Consider the following 19,675-nt stretch of genomic DNA (forward strand, 5'->3'; position numbering starts at 1 on the left):
GGCCCCAGTTTGTAGTCTCGACAACCACAATCTAGCGGGTCGGCCGTGAGCCTCTCCCCTCAGATGGGAGAAGAACCAAAAAAAAGGCCCCCTCGCGGAGGCCCCAAAGGACATGGATTGATCTTACAGGCTGGTAGAGCGCCAGAGCTTGCCTGCGATGCCACCGACGATGAGCGCCACCGGCATCAGCGCTGTCAGAACCATTGGGGGGACGGAGGTGAAGAAGTTTCGCTCGCCCTCTTCCAGGCCCGGGTAGAGCAGGCCCACGGCAAGGCTGGCCAGCTGCAGGGCAACGACGCAGAGCAAGCCCACCAGGGCGCCCTTTCCGAAGCCCCCCTTGCGTGGCGAAACCAGTAGCCCGCTTGCCCTTGCCGCGCGCACACGGGCCGCGCGCCAGTTCAACACGTAGAGCAAGGCCAGCAGGAGCAGCACGGCTGCCCCACCAGCGGCTGCCAGGCCGGCCTGCCAGCCGTAGCCCACGTTTTGGCCGACCTCTTGGGCCCCGGCAAGAAACAGCAGGCCTGCACCACCGAGGATGACGGTGGCCGGGGCCAACAAGCCCCACTGCATGTGACCGCCGGGGGTGTGGTGAGCGTTGTAAGACATGGGACCTCCTTGAAGTGGTGTTCCCTCAATGCATAGCGCGATTCCGCGCCCTGGCAAGGTCAGCCCTTCTTCTGGGCTCCGACCGGCACCCAGCCGGTGGGTTGCTTCTCAAAGATGAAGTCGTAAGCCGGCGGCACGGGAACGGGATCGGGTTTCAACTGCTGGCCGCCCTGGAACCCGACCACGTCCAGCGTTCCACCCGTCACGCACGTGGCCCGCTGGGGACCACTGGAGGTGCAATCCGCGGTGAGGTCTTTCCAACCCCGAACCTCGATTCGTTGCCCCATTTCGCTGGAGAGGTTGGCATTGGCATGCGCCTCGTAAGCATGGGCGACTTGCTCAACGGTGGGCAAATCCGCCTTGCTGCTGCAGGCAGCCAACCCTGCGGTGATCAGGGCGAGGGAAACGAGGGTTGCTTTCATGCCGGAGCTCCTTGCGTATGGGTCAAATCAACGTCGATGGTTTCGTCGCGGTATCCGAGCCGAACCCTCTCTATCGTCACGTCCATTTTTGGCACCGTGCCCTCCACCCAGACCCGGTTGACGGAGAACACCACCAGATCGTCTCGGTAGCTGCGACCTTGTCGTGCGAGATTGGCGGCCTCTTGGGTGTCCATTCGGACCAGCAGGTGGAAGCGGCCGGCGTTCGGTGGGCTGGACACTCCTCCGGCGGTTCGGTGGACCCACGGCACAAAGCCCTTGCCGGTGACGCTTTGCCCGGCCGCGGACACCTGTGGCATGGGGATGAATCCCTCCAGCACCCCACGGTCGGCCCGGTAGGCGACGTCCCCCAGGGCTTGGAACGTGGGACGAACGGCAAACCGTCGGATGGCCTTGAAGCGCTGCAGGCGCGCGTCGAAAGCCGGGCCATAACGGCGCTCGATGGCAGCCGGATCATCGCCCGAGACACCGTTGGCGCCGTGGACCTTCGTGTCCATCAACCACCACTGCCGCAGGCACCACTGGCGCTTGTCGGCCTCGATTCGATACGCCGAATGGGCCATCGCGAGCAGCTGCATGTCGCAAGTGTCCACGCCACCACCGCCTACGGCCGTTACTCCGGCCCGCAGGTGTTGAACCCCTTCCAAGCCTTCCTGATCCAGGTCCCAATAGGTCCCGGCCGGCTCGAGGTAAGGGCTCCTTGCCCTATCACTGACCACCTTGGGCGTGCCTTGGATGGCTCGGCCGATTTGGCGAAGCAGATCCGATCCAGCCCCCGATTGCGCCTGCACTCCAGCCGCCGCAGTCAGGGCAAACGCCCCGGTCAGCACGGCCCTTCTAACTCCCTTCATGGACCCCCCTGTTCCCACCAATGGATTTGGGATCTTGCAGCCAACTTACGCGACACGTAGAGTCTACCCGGGGCGTAGCCTCTGGGTCATCCTGTCCGCATGCCTGCATTGCATCCGTTCAGCCCGTGACCGCCGCCCCGCCCGCTCCCCGAGCCGTGGTGGCCGCGCGTCTGCGCCAAGGCCGCGTCCTCCGGGGCCTAAGCCAGCGCGAAGTCGGAGTGCGGATGGGGATGGACAAGGACACGGCGTCGGCCCGCATCTCTCGGTATGAATCCGAGGGCATGTCGATCAGCTTGGAAGCCCTCTTTGAGCTGGCCCAGGCCTTGGAAGTGCCCCCGGCCTATCTCTTGGCGACCAGCCCGGCGATGGCCGATGCGATCTTGGCTTTGGGCGAGCAGAGCGTGGCCCAGCAGGAACGTTTTGCCGAACTGCTGGGCGTTTTGGGTGAGCTGCCACCGAAGAAGCGCAACGCACTCATCGAGCAGCTGTTGCCGCCCGTCAAGGATTAGGGCGTCGGCGAACAAGGACGAATTGACCCCATGTGGACATGGATCACCCACCTCTGCCGCCGCAATAGGACGGAGCCCACCCGGTCCGCCATTGCCATGGCCACGCTGATCGAACTGAACATGCTGGAGCTCAACGCAGCGGAGGCCCGCAGCCGCGTTGAACTGGACCCACCGGGGCATGAAGCAGCACTTCTTGAGAGATTCAAGGCATCGGCCCAGCTGATCCTCAACGAAAAGCCTCCATCCGACGCCGCAGACTCAACCTGGGAATCCCTTGGCCAGAAGGCACACCGCCTAAACCGAGGATTCGCAGACCTCCGATTGCAACTCTCCCCGCCAGCGATCGTTGGTGGGGATACAGAGCAGCGCGACAATACGCGTCCGGTCCTTTAAGGCGGCCAGGCCAGCTCTTCCATGCGGGCTTTCCTCCGTTGCATGTAGTGCAACATCCCGCTGGCGCACTGTTCAACAACGGGGCTTTCCTCAAAGGCCCCAACCCCAACCGCCGTCAGTGCTGCAATGACGCACAAGTTGGTGGTGGCCACCGCGTTGACGGTGGTCTGAAACAGAATGGCTGCCGGCACGTGCGCTCCGATCTGTCCATTGGGATCTTGATACATCACCCGAATGGCCTTCCCGCCATGGACCAGCCCGCAAAGAGGGTCCCACGAATTGGTCACCGTCCGAGCCAGCTTCTGAGGCTCATCGTCCTGCCCGATGCGTGCAATGGCCTGCTCCACGTCCGCGGCCAGGTCTTTGAGGGCAATAGCCACCCACTTTCCTTTCTCGTTCTTCTTTCGGGGGCCGCGATCTTCCTGGAGAAAGTCCGCCAGCTGTTCGTCATCGGCAAGGAACTGGACAAACACCGCCCGCAGGAATTGCTCAATCTGGGAGCGGTGCATTGCCAAGGCCACCGCTGGAAGATCGATGGGATGGGTTTCCAACAGGAACAGCAACGCACGCCCGTAGTCCATCGAGGCCCTCAACAGCTGGAAGGTCACCCGGTGGCGCTCACTGCCGGCGGGAACAGTGATGCGGGCCATGCAGGACATGTTCGATTCCAGGCTGGCCTTGGCCTCTCTGGCCTCCTGTGCGATGTCCAACGCCGTGGGCAGGCGCTTTGCGGTCTGCGGCTCCCGCGCATCACGGTTCGCATCCTTCAACGATTCTTGCGTCATGTCCTTTGCCTTTCACTCCCGCATTTCAAAAGGTGCCTCAGAGCTGCGGCACGATCCTCCCAGCGGTCTACGTTCCAGGATGGATGGTAGACCCAAGTCATCCACGCCCATCCGTTGCCGTAATCGAGAGACCATACGTTGCGCTCCTCCAGATAGCGCCGCCTCCTGCCCTCGGAGTTGGCATGGCTCGCATGGAAGCTTGGCTGGTCCGACGGATTCCCGTGATCGAATCTTCGCCAAGCAGTGCGCCCAAGAACGAGTATCACGTCTGGCTGGAGAATGGGTAGGACCACCTCTACCAGCACTCGCCCCCCATGGTTGAAGTCGGTTCCAGACGGACGGTGGCCAGCTCTCGTGCCGGCGAAGCACTGGGACAAGTTGCAAAATGCAACGTGCTGCCAGGCATTGGCGGCATCCACAACATTTGGTCTGCTTTGACCAGTCAGCAGGCGATCCAGCTCATCAAAGAACTTGCCACCACCTTTCCTGTTGCAAGTCTCCATGTCGCCGAACGTTTCGCGGGTGAAAGGACGAGTGATATCTGGGTCGTCGGTCCACCCAGCCTCCCGGTAGTGGGACTCGCCCAGTAGCAAGACGCGGCGCCCCTCAAATCCCTTCCAGTAGCCGCGGCCGACGTAGGGCACGAAGGCCACCTCAGACGGCCACGCTTCCATGTTCAATTCAGCCGGATCATCCATGCCATTGACCTTCGTATGATGGTGTCAGGCTACTCCACACCGTGCTGCCACACAGCTATTGCACGCCATCCCATGCCATCCCATTTTTCCGCCACATTTAGCCGACAAAAAGCTCTTGCATACCGCTCGCACGTGCTTTAACTGTATGGGCCTTCAAGGATCATGCGGAGGCCCCATGACAACTCACCACGGCTGGCAGGCGTGCCGCGCATGCCATGCACCAGGACTTGATGTGCGTGTAGAGGGAGGCTGGCACCTCCGTGCCAATCCCGGCTACTGGGGAACCAGCGTCCCTAAAACCTTGGTCCTGGGGTTTTCCAAGGGGGCCACCCAAATTGCCGCCGCCCAACACGGGAGCTTCGATGGGGTCGCCTTCGCGGGTGCTATGCGCCCTCGCCTCGCAGCTGTATTGCACGAGCTTGGGATCGATCTGGGTGGGCAAACGATCAACGACGCCCTGACCGCCGAGAGCCGCCACATGGGCGCCGCCTCCTTGGTGCGCTGTGGGCTGTCGGTGATGGAGAAAGGCAAGCTGGTCAGCAGTGGCACCATCATGCCCAAGGCCATGCGTTCGTCGTTGCCTTTGGAAGCGATGAAAACATGCGTGGCACGCCACTTGGATCCGCTTCCTGACAGCGTGGAGCGCGTGGTCTTGTTGGGGACCACCGATGCCTACATGAAGGAGGTCAAGGCGCTCATGCGCCAGCAATTCAACGACTTCCAAGACCTCAACGAGGTGGCCTTTCGCGCCCAGGGCCGAACGTGGGTATTTGCCTCACACCCCAGCCCGGCCAACGGCACTTTTCAAGCGTGGATCGACGGCGACGTCACCACCGAACCGGGCCGCAAGAAGCTGCTGGCGCGCCAAGCATTGGGCCACAAGGCCCCAGCACGGCCCTCGCCAACTCCGTCTTGCCTCGCACCGGCACTGATCCAGCCGTCCACGCCGCCTGACCCGATTTCACCAGCTAGGGCGTCCAACGGCGACCGTTTTGCCCGAGCCTTCTACCTGGTTCGCCCCGATGGAAGGGTGATCGTCCCGGTGCGGATGAGGGACCGAGACACGGGAAACGTGGCGTTCCGGGTAGCCAAGATGGGCAACACCAAGGATGGCCAGCGCGAGATCTACGACGAAGCTGAGTTGTTGCGCTTGTGCGAGAGCGGGCAATACCAGGTGCGCGCCCAACCGTTGGACAAGTCCACGCCGGCCAACTTTGTTCGGCCGCTGCTCAACTACCGGATCGTGAGGACCCCTGCCCATTGATCGCCGCACGGCGTGCCAAGCCCTCGCAAAGCAACAAGCGAACCATTTCGCTGGCATGCAGCCCCTCTCGGGCTGCCGCCTGTTCCAGCCGCTCTTTCAGCTGCCGTGGCACGCGAACGGCCATCTGCACATAAGGTGGCCGGCTCACGTGGACAGCCTCGCCAGGGTGAGCACCCACGCCAACGCCAAACCGGCCAGGATTTGGGCACGTAAGCGGTAACGCACACGAAGCGCCCCGCTGGCGTGCCGTGCATTGACCCAGAAGATGCCAGCCAGGCCCAGCACGGTGGTCAGGAACGCTGCAGCCAGGACGGCGGCCAGCACTGCGCCCACGGTGGTCATGCCAGCGCTCCGGCTATGGTGGCCAGGACGAACCACTGTCCAGCGATGAGGCCGTAGCCGACGAGCAATCCCTCCAAGCCCGCCCAGCGCTGGCCCGGGGTGCACAGCAAGGCCGCGCTGTCGTTGAGCAAGGACCACCCGGAGAGAATGGATAGCCACTCAAGGTCAATGGTCGTAGCGGTCATAGATCGAGCCCTCCCCTCCAGCGGAATTGATGGTGGAGGGCAACATGACCTCCTCGTTTTTCACGCGTCCGAACACGCTGGCAAACACGTCCATGAGCGTGGTGCTTTGGGCCGCGTCCCGTTCGGCTTGGCGCGCATACTCGTCCAGCCTAGACGGGAACACCTGGCGTGCGCCGTTGACGGCGCCGCGCAACCCGCTGGCGTTGGGCATGCTCGCCCCAAAGGTGCGGTTCCACGTATCGGAAAACCGGTCCAAGCCGTCCATGCCCATGAAAAGCAATCGCGCCAGCACCAGGGCAACCAAGACGTTGACGACAAGCCGCTTCGTCAGTCTGAATCCAATGAACATTTCTCCCCCTTTGCATTCCGTTGGTCGGTGTCAGACGCACGCATCGCGAACGTCATACGTTCGGGATACACCGACACGCAAAACCCACAAGGGGGTTATTTTGACTAAAGCTAAAAATTGGGAGAAAAGCCCGATCACGCTGCAGGCGCGGCTGCACTTGCCCGTCAGCCGGCGCTCGACTGGGGCAATGCTTTGAACGGTCCGAGTGACCAAATTGGCAGGGCTAAATCTGGCCCAAGTCTTTGACCACCGCCTGGCCAGGCTTCAAAAAGCCCAATAGCAACCGTCCGCCGGCGACGGTCCGCCCCATGCTGGCGTTGAGGTATCGAGCCTGGAGCTGCGCTGCCACCAGCAGGTCCTGGGTGGCCATGCTGGGCGGCCACTCCCTGAGCGGATCGCCGGGCGACGCCAGCTGTCCTCCTATGGGCTGGACAACCGCTGGAACGGTCAAGTCGTGTTTGGCATAGGCCGTGGCCATCATCCGGCCGTTCTTGGGCGACCAACCACCCAAGACCAACTCCGTGGTGCAGTGTTCCGCCGGCAACCCAGCCTCGGCAACGGCCTTCATGTAGTTGGGCCAAAGCTGATCGATCACGAGCCCGAGCTCAGCACTCAGTTGCTCCATCGTGAAATCGGCCCGAAAACTTGCCTCCAGGCACAATTGGTAGATGCGAAGGAAGAACTGGGCTGACCCACGGGTCGCCAGCAACAGTTGGTGCTGGGGAATGAGGAGCAGTTTGGCTCCGGCCGAAGCTAGTCCGCTGTGCGCGTCTTCGGCCCATGTGTCCACGGTCACAACCAGCTGGTTGGCACTCAGCAGAACGTTGAGGATGCTCATCGCAAAAGTCTGGCGGCTTTCTGCCACTATCGGGCCTCATCTCCCCCCTGTCGAGCCCGATCATGGCCCAAACCCTAGAAGAGCTGGCAGCGCGATTGGATGCCTGCGAAGTCGATCTGGAAGCCCATCGCGGATACCTCAAGGCGTTGGAGTATGGGCTGCGAACGATCATTGCCAGCCACCCGAGCCCCCAACTACTGCCCGTCGCTTGGAACATGGCTCTTGCGGGAGTGGCCGACGCCCATGCCGGCCACCAGACGCTCACCTACAACACGGCCTTGCAGCAGGGGCTGCAGGCGTTGACTCAACAATTCAATGCCCTTGGGCAAGGGAGCGACCAAGCATCCAACTTTCTTGGCTGACTGACTTGGGGGCACGCAATGCCCCCCACTCAGTCCATTTCACTCACTCGCCGGCTGAAGGCGTGGTGTTTTTGGGCAGGCCAACCTCAGCGGGTCATGATGACTCGGGTGGATTCCCCATCCGAGAGCTTGACGCTTTGCATCAGAAGTCCACCCTGCGGAGGCATGAACTCTTGACCGGGAACGGACCACATGATGCCGGTGGTCAGGAAATATTCTCCTGCAGGCAGGCCCGTAAAACTGAAGTTGCCTTGGGCGTCGCAAACCGATGTCTTGCGCGCCTGCTTGTAATCGGCGCTGTCAGGGATGAACTGCACGTTGGCCGAACCCACGGTGGTATACCCGCTCTCGGCACTGCCGTAAAGCGCGATCAGGCGCTCGCGACCATAGCCGGACTTGGGCTGCAAAGAGACTTCCAACCCCGCGCAGGTTCTGGGCTGACCACCCCGGGTCTGGAAGAAGGCTTGGCCGGTGATGGCGCCAGTGCCTTTCTCAGAGAACCAAGCAACTTCGCTGGGATCGAAAGTGGTGGTCAAAGCCACCTGCCGCGGCGGCGCTGGCGCAAACGTGGCGCAGCCTGACAGCAGCAAGAAGCCGAGAGGAAGAACGAACTTTTTCATGGTGCCCCTGATAGCGCCTACCTTGGCGCGGGCACAGTTTACCGATTGCGTGACACACCTCACAGTCTGCCCGAGCCAAGTTGGTCGCAGTGGCATCCGTCGGGCATGGCATGGCAGCCAAAGCGGCTAGCCAAACCACCCGTGATCGACGCGGTCCAGATCGTGGTCTTCGCCGAACGTGAGGGCGGCCTCTTTGGGCCCCAAGTCGGCGTAGCGGGGCAGCTCGGTGTCGGTGAGCCCGGCGTCCTGGATGGTGAGGGCGAAGTGCGCTTGCAGAGCGGCGTTGAAAGCGGTGCACCACTGGGCGTTGATGGTCGTCACGGGCGTTCTCCCTTAGGAAATGAAAGGGACCCCGAAGGGCCCCGTGGGGTTCAGGCGTCTTGGGGCTCCGGGAGGCGGAGCACGACCACCCCGTTGACTGGCAGGGCGTTGAGAACGAGGCGGTAACCTTTGCCATCCTGGTGCGGCCAGGCAGCGCCGATCTTCGACCAGTTGCTACGCTTCTCGCCCTGGACTTCGTATTCCTCTACCAGAAAGGCGTCGAGGCGGTCGGTGGCGGGCTGGGGATTCTTCTTGGCCATGGTGTTGCTCCGTTGGGCTCGAGCGGATTGCTCGCGAACCGATCCGGGGAGACGAAAGGCCGTGCAGCACCTCGGCAGCAACGGAGCGGCAGCGCAGGAGGCCAGAGAGGCCGAAACACCGTGGAGGAGTGCAACGCACTTGCGCTCGGGCGCGTGGACCCAAGGTTTCGCACCCGGCAACCGCGCCCAATGGAGAAGTGGCCCGGTTTCAGAACGCCCTCCCCTCGTGGCTTGGTGGAGAGCTTGGCGACAAGTGCCACTGGGCAGGCAGCTGGCCCGCCCCCTTAGACCTCGATCGTTGCCAGCCATCGGCGGGGACTTCGATCCGTCGAAGACCAGCGCCAGAACGAACAAGGGGCCCGAAGGCCCCTTCTCATCCGAAGGTATGCTCTGACCCCAGCACGGTCCATCCTCGGTCCATCAGGTTGCATCGATGCAGCCAGCGTTCTCTTTCAACCATCCTCACGGGATGGTCGGCTGCCACCTCAACCGGTTCCAACGGCCCCAAGACCGATGGAAGCGTTGGATGGTCGTCCTGGAACAGGACATGGAGGTGCTCGCCGGTGTGGTCGGCGGTCATTCGATACAGCGTTACAGTTTGTTTGCTCATAATTGAAATCCTCATCAGTTAACGTCGAAGCCGAGCGGGCTTGACGTAATACTTATGCCCACCAATCCGAAAAACCGAAGAACCCTTGCAGCACAAGGGTTTTCATTTGAAAAGTGGTGAAGATCTCTTTCCGGTATCCTTTCCCCGACAGGGGAAGACACCACCATGAGCCAACGGATCATTGGCCTGGCCCTCGCGGCCATGCTCGCGGGATGCAACGCGCCCACACCACCCTCGCCGCCCGTGGCGGCACCGACTCCCGCTCCGGTCTTACCCGAGCCGATTCCCGAACCGGAAACGAAGCCGGCGCCGGTGGAAGAGCCTGCTCCCGCCGCCGATGAACCGAGCGGGCACGTCGATGATCCGGCGGTGGTTGCCCGGCTGCGCAAGCTCATCGACGAACGATCCGCCTTGGGCTCCAAGGTCTTCGACGCCGGCGTGGCGATCGATGGCCACACCCACGCGGGAACGGCCTTCAACGAGATTCACATCCCCGAGCACAAGTGTTACGTGCTTGGCCAGTTGCTGGGGAAAGCCGATTTGGTCAGACCCTTGGCCATCGATTACGAACCCGACTACGACACGCAGACCACGGAGAACGCCTCCGACCTGCGAATCATGAGCAATTCGCTCCACAACTTCGCCAGCGTTGCTCAGCGCATGCTGGACATGCCGCACGACGAACGTGTGATCACTTGGAACCTGGACTGTGCCGGCCAGCTTGGCCTGCCCAAGGCCTACATCAAGCAGGAGGGACAATCCTCGTTCTATGTGGTGACGAACGAAGGCCATGCCCTGAAGGTGTTGGGTGATATTGAGGCCGGGTTTGCACAGAAGATCGAAGACGCCATCGAGGCCAACCCCACAGTAGAAGTGGTGATGCTGGGAAGCGGCGGGGGCTACGTCGATGAAGCCATGAAGGCCGGTGCTTACATTCGACGCAAGCGGCTGGACACCACCCTCTACAACAACTGCTACTCCGCCTGCTCTCTGGTCTTCATGGCTGGGGTTGAACGGCAGAACTGGTCGCCCTATCCCAAGCTCGGATTCCATCAGATCTACACACCCGATGGTCATGCCATCCCCTTTGACAGCCAGCCCTACCGGCAAATAGTTGGCTACCTGACCAGCATGGGCGTTGAGCCTCGTTACGTGCTGCAGAAGATGTGGTCCGCGCCGCCATCGGGCATGACCAACGTAGACGGACAGGACGAGGATCTCTGCCAGGCCAACATCACCACCTGGATTCAGCGGGGTTGTTCTAACCGAGACTACGGCCACTTGTGAGTGGCGCCCTCTTGCTCAGGCCCGTGGCACGGCGTATAAAACCCCTGCCGGTCGCTAAAGCGTCGGTGTTGTGCCCGCATAGCCAATAGGCTCCGGGTGCCCGAGGTCCACCCAATGGGGGCGCGGGAATCCTTTTCGATTCCGGAGCCCACCGTTGAGAACGAAGACCCTCAAAATCCTGCGCACCCGTTCTTTCCACGCCCAGCAAGGCCGCTGCTACTACTGCAGCGGTCCGATGTGGCTGTGCTCGCCCGACGAGTTGGGCCTGCGCCACCGTTCGGCAGGATCCTTCCAATGCACGGCAGAACACCTGTTGGCCCGTCAGGACGGCGGGAAGGACGTGGCGGACAACGTCGTGGCCGCCTGCCACCTTTGCAACCTGCGCCGCCACAAACGCCCCACACCGGCCCCCTCACCCGATGCATATCGCGCCCGCGTCCAGCAGCGCATGGCCAAGGGGACTTGGCACCCGGGGTTGGCCAAGGTGGCCGCCCACACAGGCATTCACGCTTTATCATGACGTGATCGGCTTCTCAATTTAGCGTTGGATGATCGCGGGGCATGGACAGCAAAAGGATGGCGAAGGAATGGACCCCGTCGTGGCTGGGTCAGCACGTCACGGGATCGTCGGATTGGCGCTTGCGCTTGGAGGGCTTGGAGCTCGACCTGACGCTGGATGGACGCACCCACCGGGTCAACGTCGAAGACGAGGCGGCTTACCGCGTCAACGCCGGCACCTTTTGGACCGACATCACGTTCCACCCGGGGCAGCACCGGGAAGTGACGGCCGACGGGTTGCCCAATGCCCAAGGCGCCAATTTGATTCAAGCGTTGAACGTCGCATTGAAGGAGAAGCGCCTGCGCGAGGAGGTGGCATTCCTCAAGGACCAGCAGGGCACGATCGACTCATGGCTGGACCACAAGGCAGAACAAGAGCGGACCTGCTTCGCACAGCGCCGCTGGTTCACCCACGAGCAGCAGGAAGATGTCTTGGCGGCCCGCCCCACGGTTGACCCGGACGCCCTCCGATCGCGCCTGAAGAAACCAGGCGTGGCGATCCGGTTGGGACCGGCTGCCCATGCGATCGAGCGCTCGCTGGCCGCTTGGGAAGCCGACCACCGCCCTGCTTGGGCCGCGCTCAACGCTGCCCACGTGGAACGCGAGCTGGTGGCCAGCAAAGACTTGCTGGACCGGGTGGAGAGCAAACCGCTCACCCCGGAACAGGCGAGGGCCGTGGTGTGCTTCGACAACCGCGTGCAGGTGGTGGCCTCGGCCGGGTCAGGCAAAACCTCGGCCATGGTGGCCAAGGCGGCCTACGCCATCCAACGCGGGTTCGTGGATCCCAAACGGATCGTCCTGCTGGCGTTCAACAAGCAGGCCGCCGAAGAACTCAAGGAACGCGCGGGCTTGGCGTTTGAGCGCTTGGGTATGGCGGAGGTGACCGTGGAGGCGTCTACCTTCCACGCGCTGGGTTTGCGCCTCATCGGCAAGGCCACCGGAGAAAAGCCCGACATTCCCGATTGGGCCACCGACGCGGCCGGAGGGGTGCGAAAGCTCACCGACATCGTGGACCAGGTTAAGGACCGGTCGCCCGCGTTCCGCCGCCAGTGGGACCTGTTCCGCTTCGTCTTTGGCAAAGACCTCCCAGCCTTTGGTGAGCGGGAACCAGCGGAGGTGTGGGACGCCCAGGGCAAGGGCGCGCTGGTCACCAACCGCGGCGAGCGGGTGAAGAGCGTGGAAGAGGTGATGATCGCCAACTTGCTCTTCTTGAACGGAGTCAACTACCGCTACGAGGCCCCCTACCCCCACCGAACCGCCGACGAAACGCACCGGCAATACAAGCCCGATTTCTACTACCCCGACTTGAACCTGTTCCACGAACACTTCGCACTCGACGCCAACGGCGTGCCACCAGCGCACTTCGAAGGTTACTTGGAAGGCGTGATCTGGAAGCGACAGCTTCACGCAGAGAAAGGCACCGAGCTGTTTGAAACCACCAGCCACGGGTTGCGTCACAGCGACGATTTTGATCGGCTGGAGCGCGAACTGACCGCCCGTGGCTTGGTGCTCGATCCCAACCCCGACCGGGAGATTCCCAAGGACGGCCAGCAGCCCATGGCCTCGGTCGAGCTCATTGGGCTGTTGCGCACGTTCATGAGCCACGCCAAGAGCAACGGCTTGAGCACGTCGGATCTGCAGCAGCGGCTGGCCGCGATGCCCGCCGACACCTTCAAGCTGCGCTACCAGATGTTCCTGGACATCGCGGCTCTGGTGATGGCGGCGTGGGACCAGGCCTTAGCGGCCGAGGGTGGGATCGATTTCGAGGACATGCTCAACCTCGCCGCCGGCCACCTGGAAAGCGGCCGCGTGGAATCGCCTTACGACCTGGTGATGGCCGACGAGTTCCAGGACGCCTCGCGCGCCCGGGCCCGGTTGTGCCGTGCACTGGTCCAAGATAAGGGCCGCTTCTTCTTCGCCGTGGGCGACGACTGGCAGTCGATCAACCGTTTTGCCGGCGCGGACGTGTCCGTGATGACCGGTTTTCGCCAGTGGTTTGGCCACGGCCAGGTGCTCAAGCTGGAGCAAACGTTCCGCTGCCCCCAGGCGCTGTGCGACCTCTCCAGTGCGTTTGTCTCCAAGAACCCGGCGCAGATCGCCAAGCGCGTGCATTCGGCCACCCCCGCCCATGGCCCAGTGCTCCAAGCGTTCCAGGTGGACAGCAAGGACAAACTGGCCGATGCAATCGACCAATTCGTGGTGAAGCTGGCCGAAGGCGTGCGCGATGGCACGATCCCACCGGGGCGCAACGGCAAGGTGTCGGTTTACGTCCTGGGGCGCTACAACGCTGATCGGCAGTATGTGCCGATGAGGCAAAGCAGGTTCAACCGCTGGGTGGAGGTGTCGTTCCTGACGATCCACCGCTCCAAGGGCAGCGAAGCGGACTACGTCATCCTCCCGGAAATGATCAGCGCCCCGCGTCGGCGCAGTTTCCCCAACACCCGCACCGATGATCCAGTGTTGGCCTTGGCCATGCCCGAAGGAGACACGTTCCCGCTGGGCGAAGAGCGCCGGCTGTTCTACGTGGCCCTGACCCGGGCTCGGCGCACCGTGGCCATGTTCACCGCCCAGGGGCAATGCTCGACGTTCCTTCGCGAACTGGAAGAAGACGGGGCCGTGGTGCTTACCAACACCGATGGCGAGGTCGTCAAGGAAACGCACTGCCCGGCCTGCAAGCAAGGAGTCTTGGTGGTGCGCACGGGCCCTTACGGGGAGTTTCGCGCCTGTTCCAACTTCCCCGTTTGCAGCTACAAGCCGAGGCGGCGCGTAGTAGAACCCCCCCTGCTAGCCGCCCCGCCGTCTTTCCCAAAACGCTGGTCGGTGGCGCACCCAAGCCAGCCCGTGCGGCCCTCCACCGCCCCCCAGTCTGCACCTCCCAAGCGAACGGTTATCTCCATGCTCGAATCCTTCAACAATGGGCTTGCGGAGTTCAACCGCAACGTTTCCCGCGCCAGCGCTGTGCAAAGCGCGACGTCCGACTTGAAGCACCGAATCTTCGCTGAAAGAACCACGATAGAAAGTGCATTGGAGCTGGCGAGATCCGAAATCGCGTTGGAAGAAGAACTGAAGGACCTTCGCTTCAAGGAAGCCTACGAATCGCTGTCCGAAGCACTGGATGCAAACCGCCATGAGCCCGAAGACGCGCAGCCGAGGGTGGAAACCCCACTGCCAACGTTCTCGCGCAGCCAGCGACACCCAGACGAAGACATTGATGCCGCGATCCAGCGGGCGTTCGATGGGCTGAGGGAAGATCGGGAAGAATTCTTGTCGGTCACTCACGGGCAACTGGCAAGCGACCTCGTATTGCGTCGCCACTTCTTTGCGTCCTTGGGAACACTCGACGGAAGTCATTACCGAGCCTCCGTGGATCCGAATGACACTTTGGGAGAAAGGAGCTAACCCATGGCCCAACCACGCACCAAGCGCGATGGGGTGAAGTATTGGCGCGCGGCCGAGGCGATCGCCGAATTGGGCAGTGCAACCCTGGCGGAAGTGGAAGCCTGGGACCGCGAGCGGTTTCCCAACGATCCACTGGGCAATGCCCGGGCCGACCTGGAGTTGTTCACGGTGAACAGTGCCAGCCGGGTTCACTACAACTACGCCCGCGAGAACTGGCGAAGCGACCAAGACCATCCCCACGACTTGTTGTTCAAGCTGGTGGACGCCCGCCCTCCGCGGCGCACCCGCTACCTGCTGTTCAATCCGGCAGAACACGGACATTGGGATTTGCTGCCGATTGGCGAGCGGACGTGGCAAGCGGTTCCTTTGGCGATGGACGAGCAAGCGAGGGCAGAGGCTGAGGCGCAAGCCAATGCCTTCAACGCTCCGCTTGACAGCACTCACGACGCCCGGGTGTGGGCGATGCAAGCGGTGGCCCAGCGACGCGGCCAGCCGCTTTTCCGCGCCCGACTGCTCGATGCCTACGGAAGCCGTTGCTCCATCACTGGCTGCTCAGCCGTGGAGGTGTTGGAAGCAGCCCATGTGCTGCCCTACCGCGGTGACCACACTGACCGAATCGACAACGGCTTACTGCTGCGCGCAGACCTTCACACGCTGTTCGATTGCGGGTTGCTTTGGGTTACCGAGGAACAAACCGTTGCTTTGGCTCCATCGCTGTTGCAGACGGACTACGCCCACCTGCAGGGCGTTCCCTTGCGGCTCCCCCAGCTGGCCACGAATCGACCTAACCCTGCACATCTGAAGGAACATGGCGACCGCTGTCGGGCTCGTTTGGCGAACTAAAAACGTAGAACCTAAAGATTCCCGATGTCCTTCCGATAAACCAAAGTGCCAGACAATTGGCTCGTAAATGCTTGGACACCAAGCGAACTGACAACTTCTCAAGGACTCGGGATGAAGCTCTCTTATCGCACCTCCACCCTCGCTCTCGCCGCCGCCCTGGCCCTGCCAGCGCTTGCCCATGCGGAAATCCTGAAGGGTGAGCGCATCGTCGGCCACTATGGATGCGGGACGATGATCTGCAACTTTGAAACGCCGGATGCAGGCACCTTCGATTTCGAGATGGAAGACAAGAACGTTGCACCCAAGATCTTTGCTGCTTGCAAGATCGACGATATTTGCGCCATCACCGGAGACTTTGACATCGACAATGCGACCATCGTCAAAGTGACCAAGGTGGAGAACAGCGGCCAGAAGCACCAGGATTGACACCGCGACGCAGAGATGCCAACGGAGGTAAAGGAGACCCAGCGCCTGATCAGGCGCTGGGTCTTTCTTAGGGGACGCTCGATGAGACTTTCAGCACTCCCAACCCAGTGGCCCGGCAACAACTCACCGGGCCACGACCAGCCGTGTCACTCAACCTGGTCCAGCACCTCTTCCTCGATCTCGTCGAGGGAAGCCTGAACGACGGCCTCCTTCGGCAGCGTGATCGTTGGGCGGGCCTTGGCCATCTTCTCGCAATCCGGCTCAAAGGCTTGGTAGACGAACCGAGCTTTGTCCTTGCTCGCATACATGTCCCTCAAGAATGCCGCATTGAGCCGAGACTTGATGATCTCAACCAACGCGTTGGTCTCCGATTCGGACAGCAAGTAGTCGTTCGCCACGGCTTCTACATAGCCAGGAAGCAGGCGGAGCATCTCCTTGGCATCGTCCTCCACCAGCCCATCAAGCAGGTATTTGGACGCCACACTCGACGCAGTGCCACCTGCCAGCGCCCCCAGAATGCCACCGATCACCCCACCAGCAGCGGTGCCAATGACCGGAACCACCGAACCAACGGCAGCCCCACCCGCAGCGCCAGCCATCCAGCCGCCAGCACCACCGGCTACGCTTGCGCCGTTGACCGCCAGATTCTTACCGAACTGCGCCCAAGAAATGTTGCGACTGAACGCAGCCCGGTAGAAGTCCGGGCCAGAAATCACGGCCGTGGTCACAGCCCCTGTGACAGCATTGGTCCGCAACAGCTTGGCGACGTGGTTGACTGCAGCGGCCCCGTAGACAGCCTTGCCCAAGGACACCTGAGCGACCTTCTGAATTGCACTGCGGCCAAGGGCGCTCTGGGACACGAACTTGACCCCATCCCGGGCCGCCACCACTCCAATGGCCGCGGCCTTGGTTCGCAGGATCTGGGCGGTGGCAATCCCAGAAACAAAGGAAGTTGCACCGGATTCCAGTGCCATGGTCAGCGCACCATTGAGCGCCTCCATGTTGGTCCGTCCATCCCACTTTTGCCGAGCGAAGTTGATGGAGAAGGAGATCGCAAACGCATAGCTGGAGGCGATGCTCTGCGTCTTCATGTCGTAGGTCAGGCTATCGATGTTGCCGGCCCGGGCGATGTTCCTCGCCTGGCGATAAGTCGTGCTGCCTTTCTTGATGATGCGCTCGGCTTCCGCCGGATCGCTGATCCCCGGCACCTGACCGCTGCTGATGCGCTTGCGCATCAGCTCGATTGCGTCCTCATACTGATCGGAGGGCACTTCGAGCAACTGCCCTTCGTATCGATACCCATCCGCTCCAAACGCCGATCCAACCGTTTCCCTCGCCGTCGCGAAATACTTGGTCTGAATCCGAACGCCATCGACGATTCGATCCGGGCCATTGAGCGAATTGTCCGCGCCAACCTGCTCAACCTTACGGCCAGCAAGGATGTCGGCAAACGCGTTTGCCTCTTCGGCGGCGAAGCCCGTTCCACCTTTGGTGTGGAACTTGTTGATCTGGGTGCGTTCCAAGGCGACGGCTACCGCCGACGTTGACAGCATTTCATACAGGTTGCCGATACCGGGCGGATCGGACAACGCCACCGTTCCCATGACCACGGACGCAGCAGTCTCATCCCAACGGATCACCAGAATCGGGCATTCACCCTCCCCTGCGACGTTGGAGACCACAAAACCCTGAGCATCGAGTAATTTCAACACCCGCTCCAATCCGCCAGCGATCGCTGGGGTATCCATCACAAAGCGCAGCGCGCCATGCCCGCCGCGGGACGCTGCATCGATGTGGGTGGTCAACGTGGACAGCACCTTGTCCGCCCAGGCGTCGGAACGCTGCTGCGCCGTCCGGCGGAGGTCTGCAGCCGAAACAATCGTGTTCAAAACGAGCTCCTTTCGCTTGGCGAGGTGATCAGATCAACGGCGCCGGGGTCAGCGGCAGGCTGAAACCACTTGCGTCTTCGGACACTTCCTCCTCCTCCTCGGCCCAGCTGATATCCAACACCACATCTTCCTTGTGACCCGTCTCGCCCTCCGGCACCGGATTGCCGGCAGCGAGGTCAGCAAGGCTGCGTCGCACAGCCGACTTCTTAACAACAGTGCGCTTACCACGCCGAACTACAGAGAATCCTTGGACCGTCAAGGCTTCCATGACTCGCTCAAGCCCAGCCTCCTCGCTCACGCCCACCTGGAGCTCATACGAAGCTGCCATCTCGCCGCTATCGGAGGCGGCCGAAATCACTGCAGTGATCTGCTCCAAGTGTGCCGACACCCACTGATCGCGCACCGCGGCCATGTTGCCGCGCGCCTGGGTGGCCGAAATATCCAATGCCATCTTGAAGCTCCTTGTGTTGGTTGGGACGCCAGTGGAACCGAATCTTGTCGCACGCATTGAGAAAGCGGAGAACATAGTTTGCGCCCCCGCCCCTTGCGCAACTGGCACCACAAGCCTGGTCGTCCGTGAGGTTAGCGGCCGACAAGCGCCCAGCTTGAGACCCCGATTATTGCATCCACCGGGTAGAGCGCGACCTTGATCGAGGAGCTAACGATCTGAAAATAGAGGGCTTCTCGAACACGGCATTGCCGGCCCAAGGAATGCCAACAAGACAAAGCATCGGGAGCCAAACGCGCTCTATCCACAATGGGTGACCATGGGCGCCAGCGAGGTCAAAGCATGCCTAGAGGCGCCAGGGTTGGGGGCACCTCCGATCAGGGACAGAGATTGGGCTGACGGATCCGCTGCCAACGCTCCGACGCCAGTTTGTCAGACGCTTGGCCCCGTGCCGCTCGCCGCACCAATGGAAGCTTCAGCCAACCACTGCTCGACTGTCTTTCCTTTGAATTCGTGAGCAAAGTCGCTGGCGCACAGCATTCTCCCGTCTTGCCTCATGTTTGCGACGGCATGTGCGGCCAGGATGGAAGCGCCTTGGAGATGCTGCTTGGTGCGACCGCGCTCCGACCAATCATTCGGCAGCGCCTTTAGCGCGCCCAGGGCTTCCTTTCCAGAGAGGTATTGAAGGCAGGTCAGCATGGACCACTGAAGCCCGACTTCTTCTCGCAACCAGCGCCCGGCCGCCTTTTCGTCAAGACGGCCCTCCATGGTGTCCAAGAGTGCATGGGCGGCCGCAATGGCCTTGCCTTGTGGCGAGAGCCGGCTCTTCTTCTTGGGGAACAGGCCGCGCATGATCAGGCCTTCTTGCTCGCCTTTTTGACGACGGCTTTCTTCGCAAGTTTCTTGACGGCCTTCTGGGCGACCTTCTTCACCGGCTTGCCTGCCTTCTTGGCAACCTTAGCGCGTGCCTTCTTCACCGTGCCACCGGCCGGGGGGAACTTCGCTCCGGGGTTGGCCTGAGCCCACGCCTTGCCCTCGGCGGACTTGGCCCATGCGGTGAAGGCCTTGGGGGCCAAACCCCGACCAGCCCACGTCTCACCGGAAGGAAGGCGATACTTCGGCGCCACCTTGCCGAGCTTGCGGCCTTTTCGGGGTCCCGGGGCAGCCTTGGCGGCACGCGCCGGCTTGGCGTCGATCGTTTCCCCGATGAGCTTGGCCACCTGCCGCCGCTGGGCCGGACTGAGGACCTTCGCATACTTCTGGAGGACCGCCAGGGCTTTGGGCACCTCGCCGTCGCGCTTCTCCACCAGCTTCTTCTGGGCTTCGAGCTGTTTGATTTCGGCGTTGAGGGATTTCAGGGTGGTCAGGGCCAAAGGAGCGCTCCGTTCGGGA

Annotated in this window: 25 protein-coding genes; 9 read left to right on the forward strand and 16 right to left on the reverse strand. The window is 62.1% G+C overall.

Annotated features, from left to right (window positions below):
- Nucleotides 1–123: 123 nt before the first annotated feature.
- From O0K41_RS09295 to O0K41_RS09305, 3 genes are read right to left on the reverse strand one after another with little or no spacing between them, the layout of a single operon-like run.
- Nucleotides 124–606 (reverse strand): ABC transporter permease, encoded by a 483-nt coding sequence (locus O0K41_RS09295; protein WP_099596973.1) that lies wholly within the window; start codon nucleotides 604–606, stop codon nucleotides 124–126.
- 59 nt (nucleotides 607–665) lie between these two features.
- On the reverse strand, nucleotides 666–1,028 hold the full coding sequence (locus O0K41_RS09300) for a hypothetical protein (protein WP_099596972.1): 363 nt from the start codon (nucleotides 1,026–1,028) through the stop codon (nucleotides 666–668).
- Complete coding sequence (locus O0K41_RS09305; protein ID WP_239503569.1) at nucleotides 1,025–1,624, reverse strand: hypothetical protein; 600 nt, start codon at nucleotides 1,622–1,624, stop codon at nucleotides 1,025–1,027. The genes O0K41_RS09300 and O0K41_RS09305 overlap by 4 nt, the downstream gene beginning before the upstream one ends.
- Nucleotides 1,625–1,917: 293 nt before the next feature.
- Here O0K41_RS09305 and O0K41_RS09310 point away from each other — a divergent pair, with 293 nt between their 5' ends.
- A complete protein-coding gene (locus O0K41_RS09310) occupies nucleotides 1,918–2,406 on the forward strand; it encodes a helix-turn-helix transcriptional regulator (RefSeq protein WP_308304492.1) in 489 nt (162 codons plus the stop codon).
- A gap of 96 nt (nucleotides 2,407–2,502) precedes the next feature.
- The gene (locus O0K41_RS09315; RefSeq protein WP_143568982.1) at nucleotides 2,503–2,799 is read left to right on the forward strand and encodes a hypothetical protein; all 297 of its coding nucleotides are present in this window, start codon (nucleotides 2,503–2,505) and stop codon (nucleotides 2,797–2,799) included.
- On the opposite strand, the gene O0K41_RS09320 is transcribed toward O0K41_RS09315, so the two are convergent.
- Both O0K41_RS09320 and O0K41_RS09325 read right to left on the reverse strand, forming a co-directional pair.
- Nucleotides 2,796–3,584 carry a hypothetical protein gene (locus O0K41_RS09320; protein ID WP_099596968.1) on the reverse strand — a complete coding sequence of 263 codons (789 nt, stop codon included), beginning with the start codon at nucleotides 3,582–3,584 and terminating at the stop codon, nucleotides 2,796–2,798. The genes O0K41_RS09315 and O0K41_RS09320 overlap by 4 nt on opposite strands.
- A complete protein-coding gene (locus tag O0K41_RS09325) occupies nucleotides 3,581–4,282 on the reverse strand; it encodes a uracil-DNA glycosylase family protein (RefSeq protein WP_099596967.1) in 702 nt (233 codons plus the stop codon). The genes O0K41_RS09320 and O0K41_RS09325 overlap by 4 nt, the downstream gene beginning before the upstream one ends.
- Nucleotides 4,283–4,457: 175 nt before the next feature.
- Here O0K41_RS09325 and O0K41_RS09330 point away from each other — a divergent pair, with 175 nt between their 5' ends.
- On the forward strand, nucleotides 4,458–5,546 hold the full coding sequence (locus O0K41_RS09330) for a hypothetical protein (RefSeq protein ID WP_143568981.1): 1,089 nt from the start codon (nucleotides 4,458–4,460) through the stop codon (nucleotides 5,544–5,546).
- A 144-nt stretch (nucleotides 5,547–5,690) separates the two neighbouring features.
- Here the strand turns inward: O0K41_RS09330 and O0K41_RS09335 are convergent, their stop codons facing one another.
- The 3 genes from O0K41_RS09335 to O0K41_RS09345 form a co-directional block, all read right to left on the reverse strand.
- A complete protein-coding gene (locus O0K41_RS09335; RefSeq protein WP_099596965.1) occupies nucleotides 5,691–5,888 on the reverse strand; it encodes a hypothetical protein in 198 nt (65 codons plus the stop codon).
- Between the two features lie 165 nt (nucleotides 5,889–6,053).
- The gene (locus O0K41_RS09340; protein WP_099596963.1) at nucleotides 6,054–6,422 is read right to left on the reverse strand and encodes a hypothetical protein; all 369 of its coding nucleotides are present in this window, start codon (nucleotides 6,420–6,422) and stop codon (nucleotides 6,054–6,056) included.
- A gap of 223 nt (nucleotides 6,423–6,645) precedes the next feature.
- Nucleotides 6,646–7,260 (reverse strand): hypothetical protein, encoded by a 615-nt coding sequence (locus tag O0K41_RS09345; protein ID WP_099596975.1) that lies wholly within the window; start codon nucleotides 7,258–7,260, stop codon nucleotides 6,646–6,648.
- A gap of 62 nt (nucleotides 7,261–7,322) precedes the next feature.
- Between O0K41_RS09345 and O0K41_RS09350 the strand changes: the two genes are divergently transcribed.
- Nucleotides 7,323–7,622: a hypothetical protein gene (locus tag O0K41_RS09350; protein ID WP_099596962.1), complete on the forward strand. Its 300-nt coding sequence runs from the start codon at nucleotides 7,323–7,325 to the stop codon at nucleotides 7,620–7,622.
- Nucleotides 7,623–7,708: 86 nt separating this feature from the next.
- Here O0K41_RS09350 and O0K41_RS09355 read toward each other — a convergent pair whose 3' ends face one another.
- The 4 genes from O0K41_RS09355 to O0K41_RS09370 all read right to left on the reverse strand — a co-directional run bounded on the left by O0K41_RS09355 (nucleotide 7,709) and on the right by O0K41_RS09370 (nucleotide 9,433).
- On the reverse strand, nucleotides 7,709–8,242 hold the full coding sequence (locus O0K41_RS09355) for a hypothetical protein (RefSeq protein WP_099596961.1): 534 nt from the start codon (nucleotides 8,240–8,242) through the stop codon (nucleotides 7,709–7,711).
- A gap of 126 nt (nucleotides 8,243–8,368) precedes the next feature.
- On the reverse strand, nucleotides 8,369–8,563 hold the full coding sequence (locus tag O0K41_RS09360; RefSeq protein ID WP_099596960.1) for a hypothetical protein: 195 nt from the start codon (nucleotides 8,561–8,563) through the stop codon (nucleotides 8,369–8,371).
- Nucleotides 8,564–8,613: 50 nt separating this feature from the next.
- Nucleotides 8,614–8,823, reverse strand: a complete 210-nt coding sequence (locus O0K41_RS09365) for a hypothetical protein (RefSeq protein ID WP_099596959.1) — start codon at nucleotides 8,821–8,823, stop codon at nucleotides 8,614–8,616.
- A 373-nt stretch (nucleotides 8,824–9,196) separates the two neighbouring features.
- Nucleotides 9,197–9,433 carry a hypothetical protein gene (locus O0K41_RS09370; RefSeq protein WP_133120050.1) on the reverse strand — a complete coding sequence of 79 codons (237 nt, stop codon included), beginning with the start codon at nucleotides 9,431–9,433 and terminating at the stop codon, nucleotides 9,197–9,199.
- A gap of 165 nt (nucleotides 9,434–9,598) precedes the next feature.
- Between O0K41_RS09370 and O0K41_RS09375 the strand changes: the two genes are divergently transcribed.
- The 5 genes from O0K41_RS09375 to O0K41_RS09395 all read left to right on the forward strand — a co-directional run bounded on the left by O0K41_RS09375 (nucleotide 9,599) and on the right by O0K41_RS09395 (nucleotide 15,946).
- A complete protein-coding gene (locus O0K41_RS09375; RefSeq protein WP_143568980.1) occupies nucleotides 9,599–10,720 on the forward strand; it encodes a hypothetical protein in 1,122 nt (373 codons plus the stop codon).
- Nucleotides 10,721–10,874: 154 nt separating this feature from the next.
- A complete protein-coding gene (locus tag O0K41_RS09380; protein ID WP_099596957.1) occupies nucleotides 10,875–11,240 on the forward strand; it encodes an HNH endonuclease in 366 nt (121 codons plus the stop codon).
- Nucleotides 11,241–11,296: 56 nt separating this feature from the next.
- On the forward strand, nucleotides 11,297–14,677 hold the full coding sequence (locus tag O0K41_RS09385) for a UvrD-helicase domain-containing protein (protein WP_308304493.1): 3,381 nt from the start codon (nucleotides 11,297–11,299) through the stop codon (nucleotides 14,675–14,677).
- Between the two features lie 3 nt (nucleotides 14,678–14,680).
- The gene (locus O0K41_RS09390) at nucleotides 14,681–15,520 is read left to right on the forward strand and encodes an HNH endonuclease signature motif containing protein (protein WP_239503570.1); all 840 of its coding nucleotides are present in this window, start codon (nucleotides 14,681–14,683) and stop codon (nucleotides 15,518–15,520) included.
- A 111-nt stretch (nucleotides 15,521–15,631) separates the two neighbouring features.
- Complete coding sequence (locus O0K41_RS09395) at nucleotides 15,632–15,946, forward strand: hypothetical protein (protein WP_099596956.1); 315 nt, start codon at nucleotides 15,632–15,634, stop codon at nucleotides 15,944–15,946.
- A 146-nt stretch (nucleotides 15,947–16,092) separates the two neighbouring features.
- Here the strand turns inward: O0K41_RS09395 and O0K41_RS09400 are convergent, their stop codons facing one another.
- The 4 genes from O0K41_RS09400 to O0K41_RS09415 form a co-directional block, all read right to left on the reverse strand.
- Nucleotides 16,093–17,835: a hypothetical protein gene (locus O0K41_RS09400; protein WP_099596955.1), complete on the reverse strand. Its 1,743-nt coding sequence runs from the start codon at nucleotides 17,833–17,835 to the stop codon at nucleotides 16,093–16,095.
- Between the two features lie 28 nt (nucleotides 17,836–17,863).
- Nucleotides 17,864–18,286 carry a hypothetical protein gene (locus O0K41_RS09405; protein WP_099596954.1) on the reverse strand — a complete coding sequence of 141 codons (423 nt, stop codon included), beginning with the start codon at nucleotides 18,284–18,286 and terminating at the stop codon, nucleotides 17,864–17,866.
- Between the two features lie 429 nt (nucleotides 18,287–18,715).
- Nucleotides 18,716–19,135 carry a hypothetical protein gene (locus O0K41_RS09410; protein WP_099533955.1) on the reverse strand — a complete coding sequence of 140 codons (420 nt, stop codon included), beginning with the start codon at nucleotides 19,133–19,135 and terminating at the stop codon, nucleotides 18,716–18,718.
- 2 nt (nucleotides 19,136–19,137) lie between these two features.
- Entirely contained in the window at nucleotides 19,138–19,656 is a 519-nt protein-coding gene (locus tag O0K41_RS09415) for an H-NS family nucleoid-associated regulatory protein (protein WP_099596953.1), read from the reverse strand.
- Nucleotides 19,657–19,675 lie beyond the last annotated feature (19 nt).

Origin of the sequence: Stenotrophomonas sp. Sm2128 (genome assembly GCF_030985535.1) — a bacterium.
Classification (GTDB): Bacteria; Pseudomonadota; Gammaproteobacteria; order Xanthomonadales; family Xanthomonadaceae; genus Stenotrophomonas; species Stenotrophomonas maltophilia.

Excerpts from the sequence above, each read along its gene's own strand:
- O0K41_RS09295 (WP_099596973.1), bottom strand. The coding sequence starts at position 606 with ATGTCTTACAACGCTCACCACACCCCCGGCGGTCACATGCAGTGGGGC.
- O0K41_RS09300 (WP_099596972.1), bottom strand. The coding sequence starts at position 1,028 with ATGAAAGCAACCCTCGTTTCCCTCGCCCTGATCACCGCAGGGTTGGCT.
- O0K41_RS09305 (WP_239503569.1), bottom strand. The coding sequence starts at position 1,624 with ATGCAGCTGCTCGCGATGGCCCATTCGGCGTATCGAATCGAGGCCGAC.
- O0K41_RS09310 (WP_308304492.1), top strand. The coding sequence starts at position 1,918 with ATGGATTTGGGATCTTGCAGCCAACTTACGCGACACGTAGAGTCTACC.
- O0K41_RS09315 (WP_143568982.1), top strand. The coding sequence starts at position 2,503 with ATGGCCACGCTGATCGAACTGAACATGCTGGAGCTCAACGCAGCGGAG.
- O0K41_RS09320 (WP_099596968.1), bottom strand. The coding sequence starts at position 3,584 with ATGACGCAAGAATCGTTGAAGGATGCGAACCGTGATGCGCGGGAGCCG.
- O0K41_RS09325 (WP_099596967.1), bottom strand. The coding sequence starts at position 4,282 with ATGGATGATCCGGCTGAATTGAACATGGAAGCGTGGCCGTCTGAGGTG.
- O0K41_RS09330 (WP_143568981.1), top strand. The coding sequence starts at position 4,458 with ATGACAACTCACCACGGCTGGCAGGCGTGCCGCGCATGCCATGCACCA.
- O0K41_RS09335 (WP_099596965.1), bottom strand. The coding sequence starts at position 5,888 with ATGACCACCGTGGGCGCAGTGCTGGCCGCCGTCCTGGCTGCAGCGTTC.
- O0K41_RS09340 (WP_099596963.1), bottom strand. The coding sequence starts at position 6,422 with ATGTTCATTGGATTCAGACTGACGAAGCGGCTTGTCGTCAACGTCTTG.
- O0K41_RS09345 (WP_099596975.1), bottom strand. The coding sequence starts at position 7,260 with ATGAGCATCCTCAACGTTCTGCTGAGTGCCAACCAGCTGGTTGTGACC.
- O0K41_RS09350 (WP_099596962.1), top strand. The coding sequence starts at position 7,323 with ATGGCCCAAACCCTAGAAGAGCTGGCAGCGCGATTGGATGCCTGCGAA.
- O0K41_RS09355 (WP_099596961.1), bottom strand. The coding sequence starts at position 8,242 with ATGAAAAAGTTCGTTCTTCCTCTCGGCTTCTTGCTGCTGTCAGGCTGC.
- O0K41_RS09365 (WP_099596959.1), bottom strand. The coding sequence starts at position 8,823 with ATGGCCAAGAAGAATCCCCAGCCCGCCACCGACCGCCTCGACGCCTTT.
- O0K41_RS09370 (WP_133120050.1), bottom strand. The coding sequence starts at position 9,433 with ATGAGCAAACAAACTGTAACGCTGTATCGAATGACCGCCGACCACACC.
- O0K41_RS09375 (WP_143568980.1), top strand. The coding sequence starts at position 9,599 with ATGAGCCAACGGATCATTGGCCTGGCCCTCGCGGCCATGCTCGCGGGA.
- O0K41_RS09385 (WP_308304493.1), top strand. The coding sequence starts at position 11,297 with ATGGCGAAGGAATGGACCCCGTCGTGGCTGGGTCAGCACGTCACGGGA.
- O0K41_RS09390 (WP_239503570.1), top strand. The coding sequence starts at position 14,681 with ATGGCCCAACCACGCACCAAGCGCGATGGGGTGAAGTATTGGCGCGCG.
- O0K41_RS09395 (WP_099596956.1), top strand. The coding sequence starts at position 15,632 with ATGAAGCTCTCTTATCGCACCTCCACCCTCGCTCTCGCCGCCGCCCTG.
- O0K41_RS09405 (WP_099596954.1), bottom strand. The coding sequence starts at position 18,286 with ATGGCATTGGATATTTCGGCCACCCAGGCGCGCGGCAACATGGCCGCG.
- O0K41_RS09410 (WP_099533955.1), bottom strand. The coding sequence starts at position 19,135 with ATGCGCGGCCTGTTCCCCAAGAAGAAGAGCCGGCTCTCGCCACAAGGC.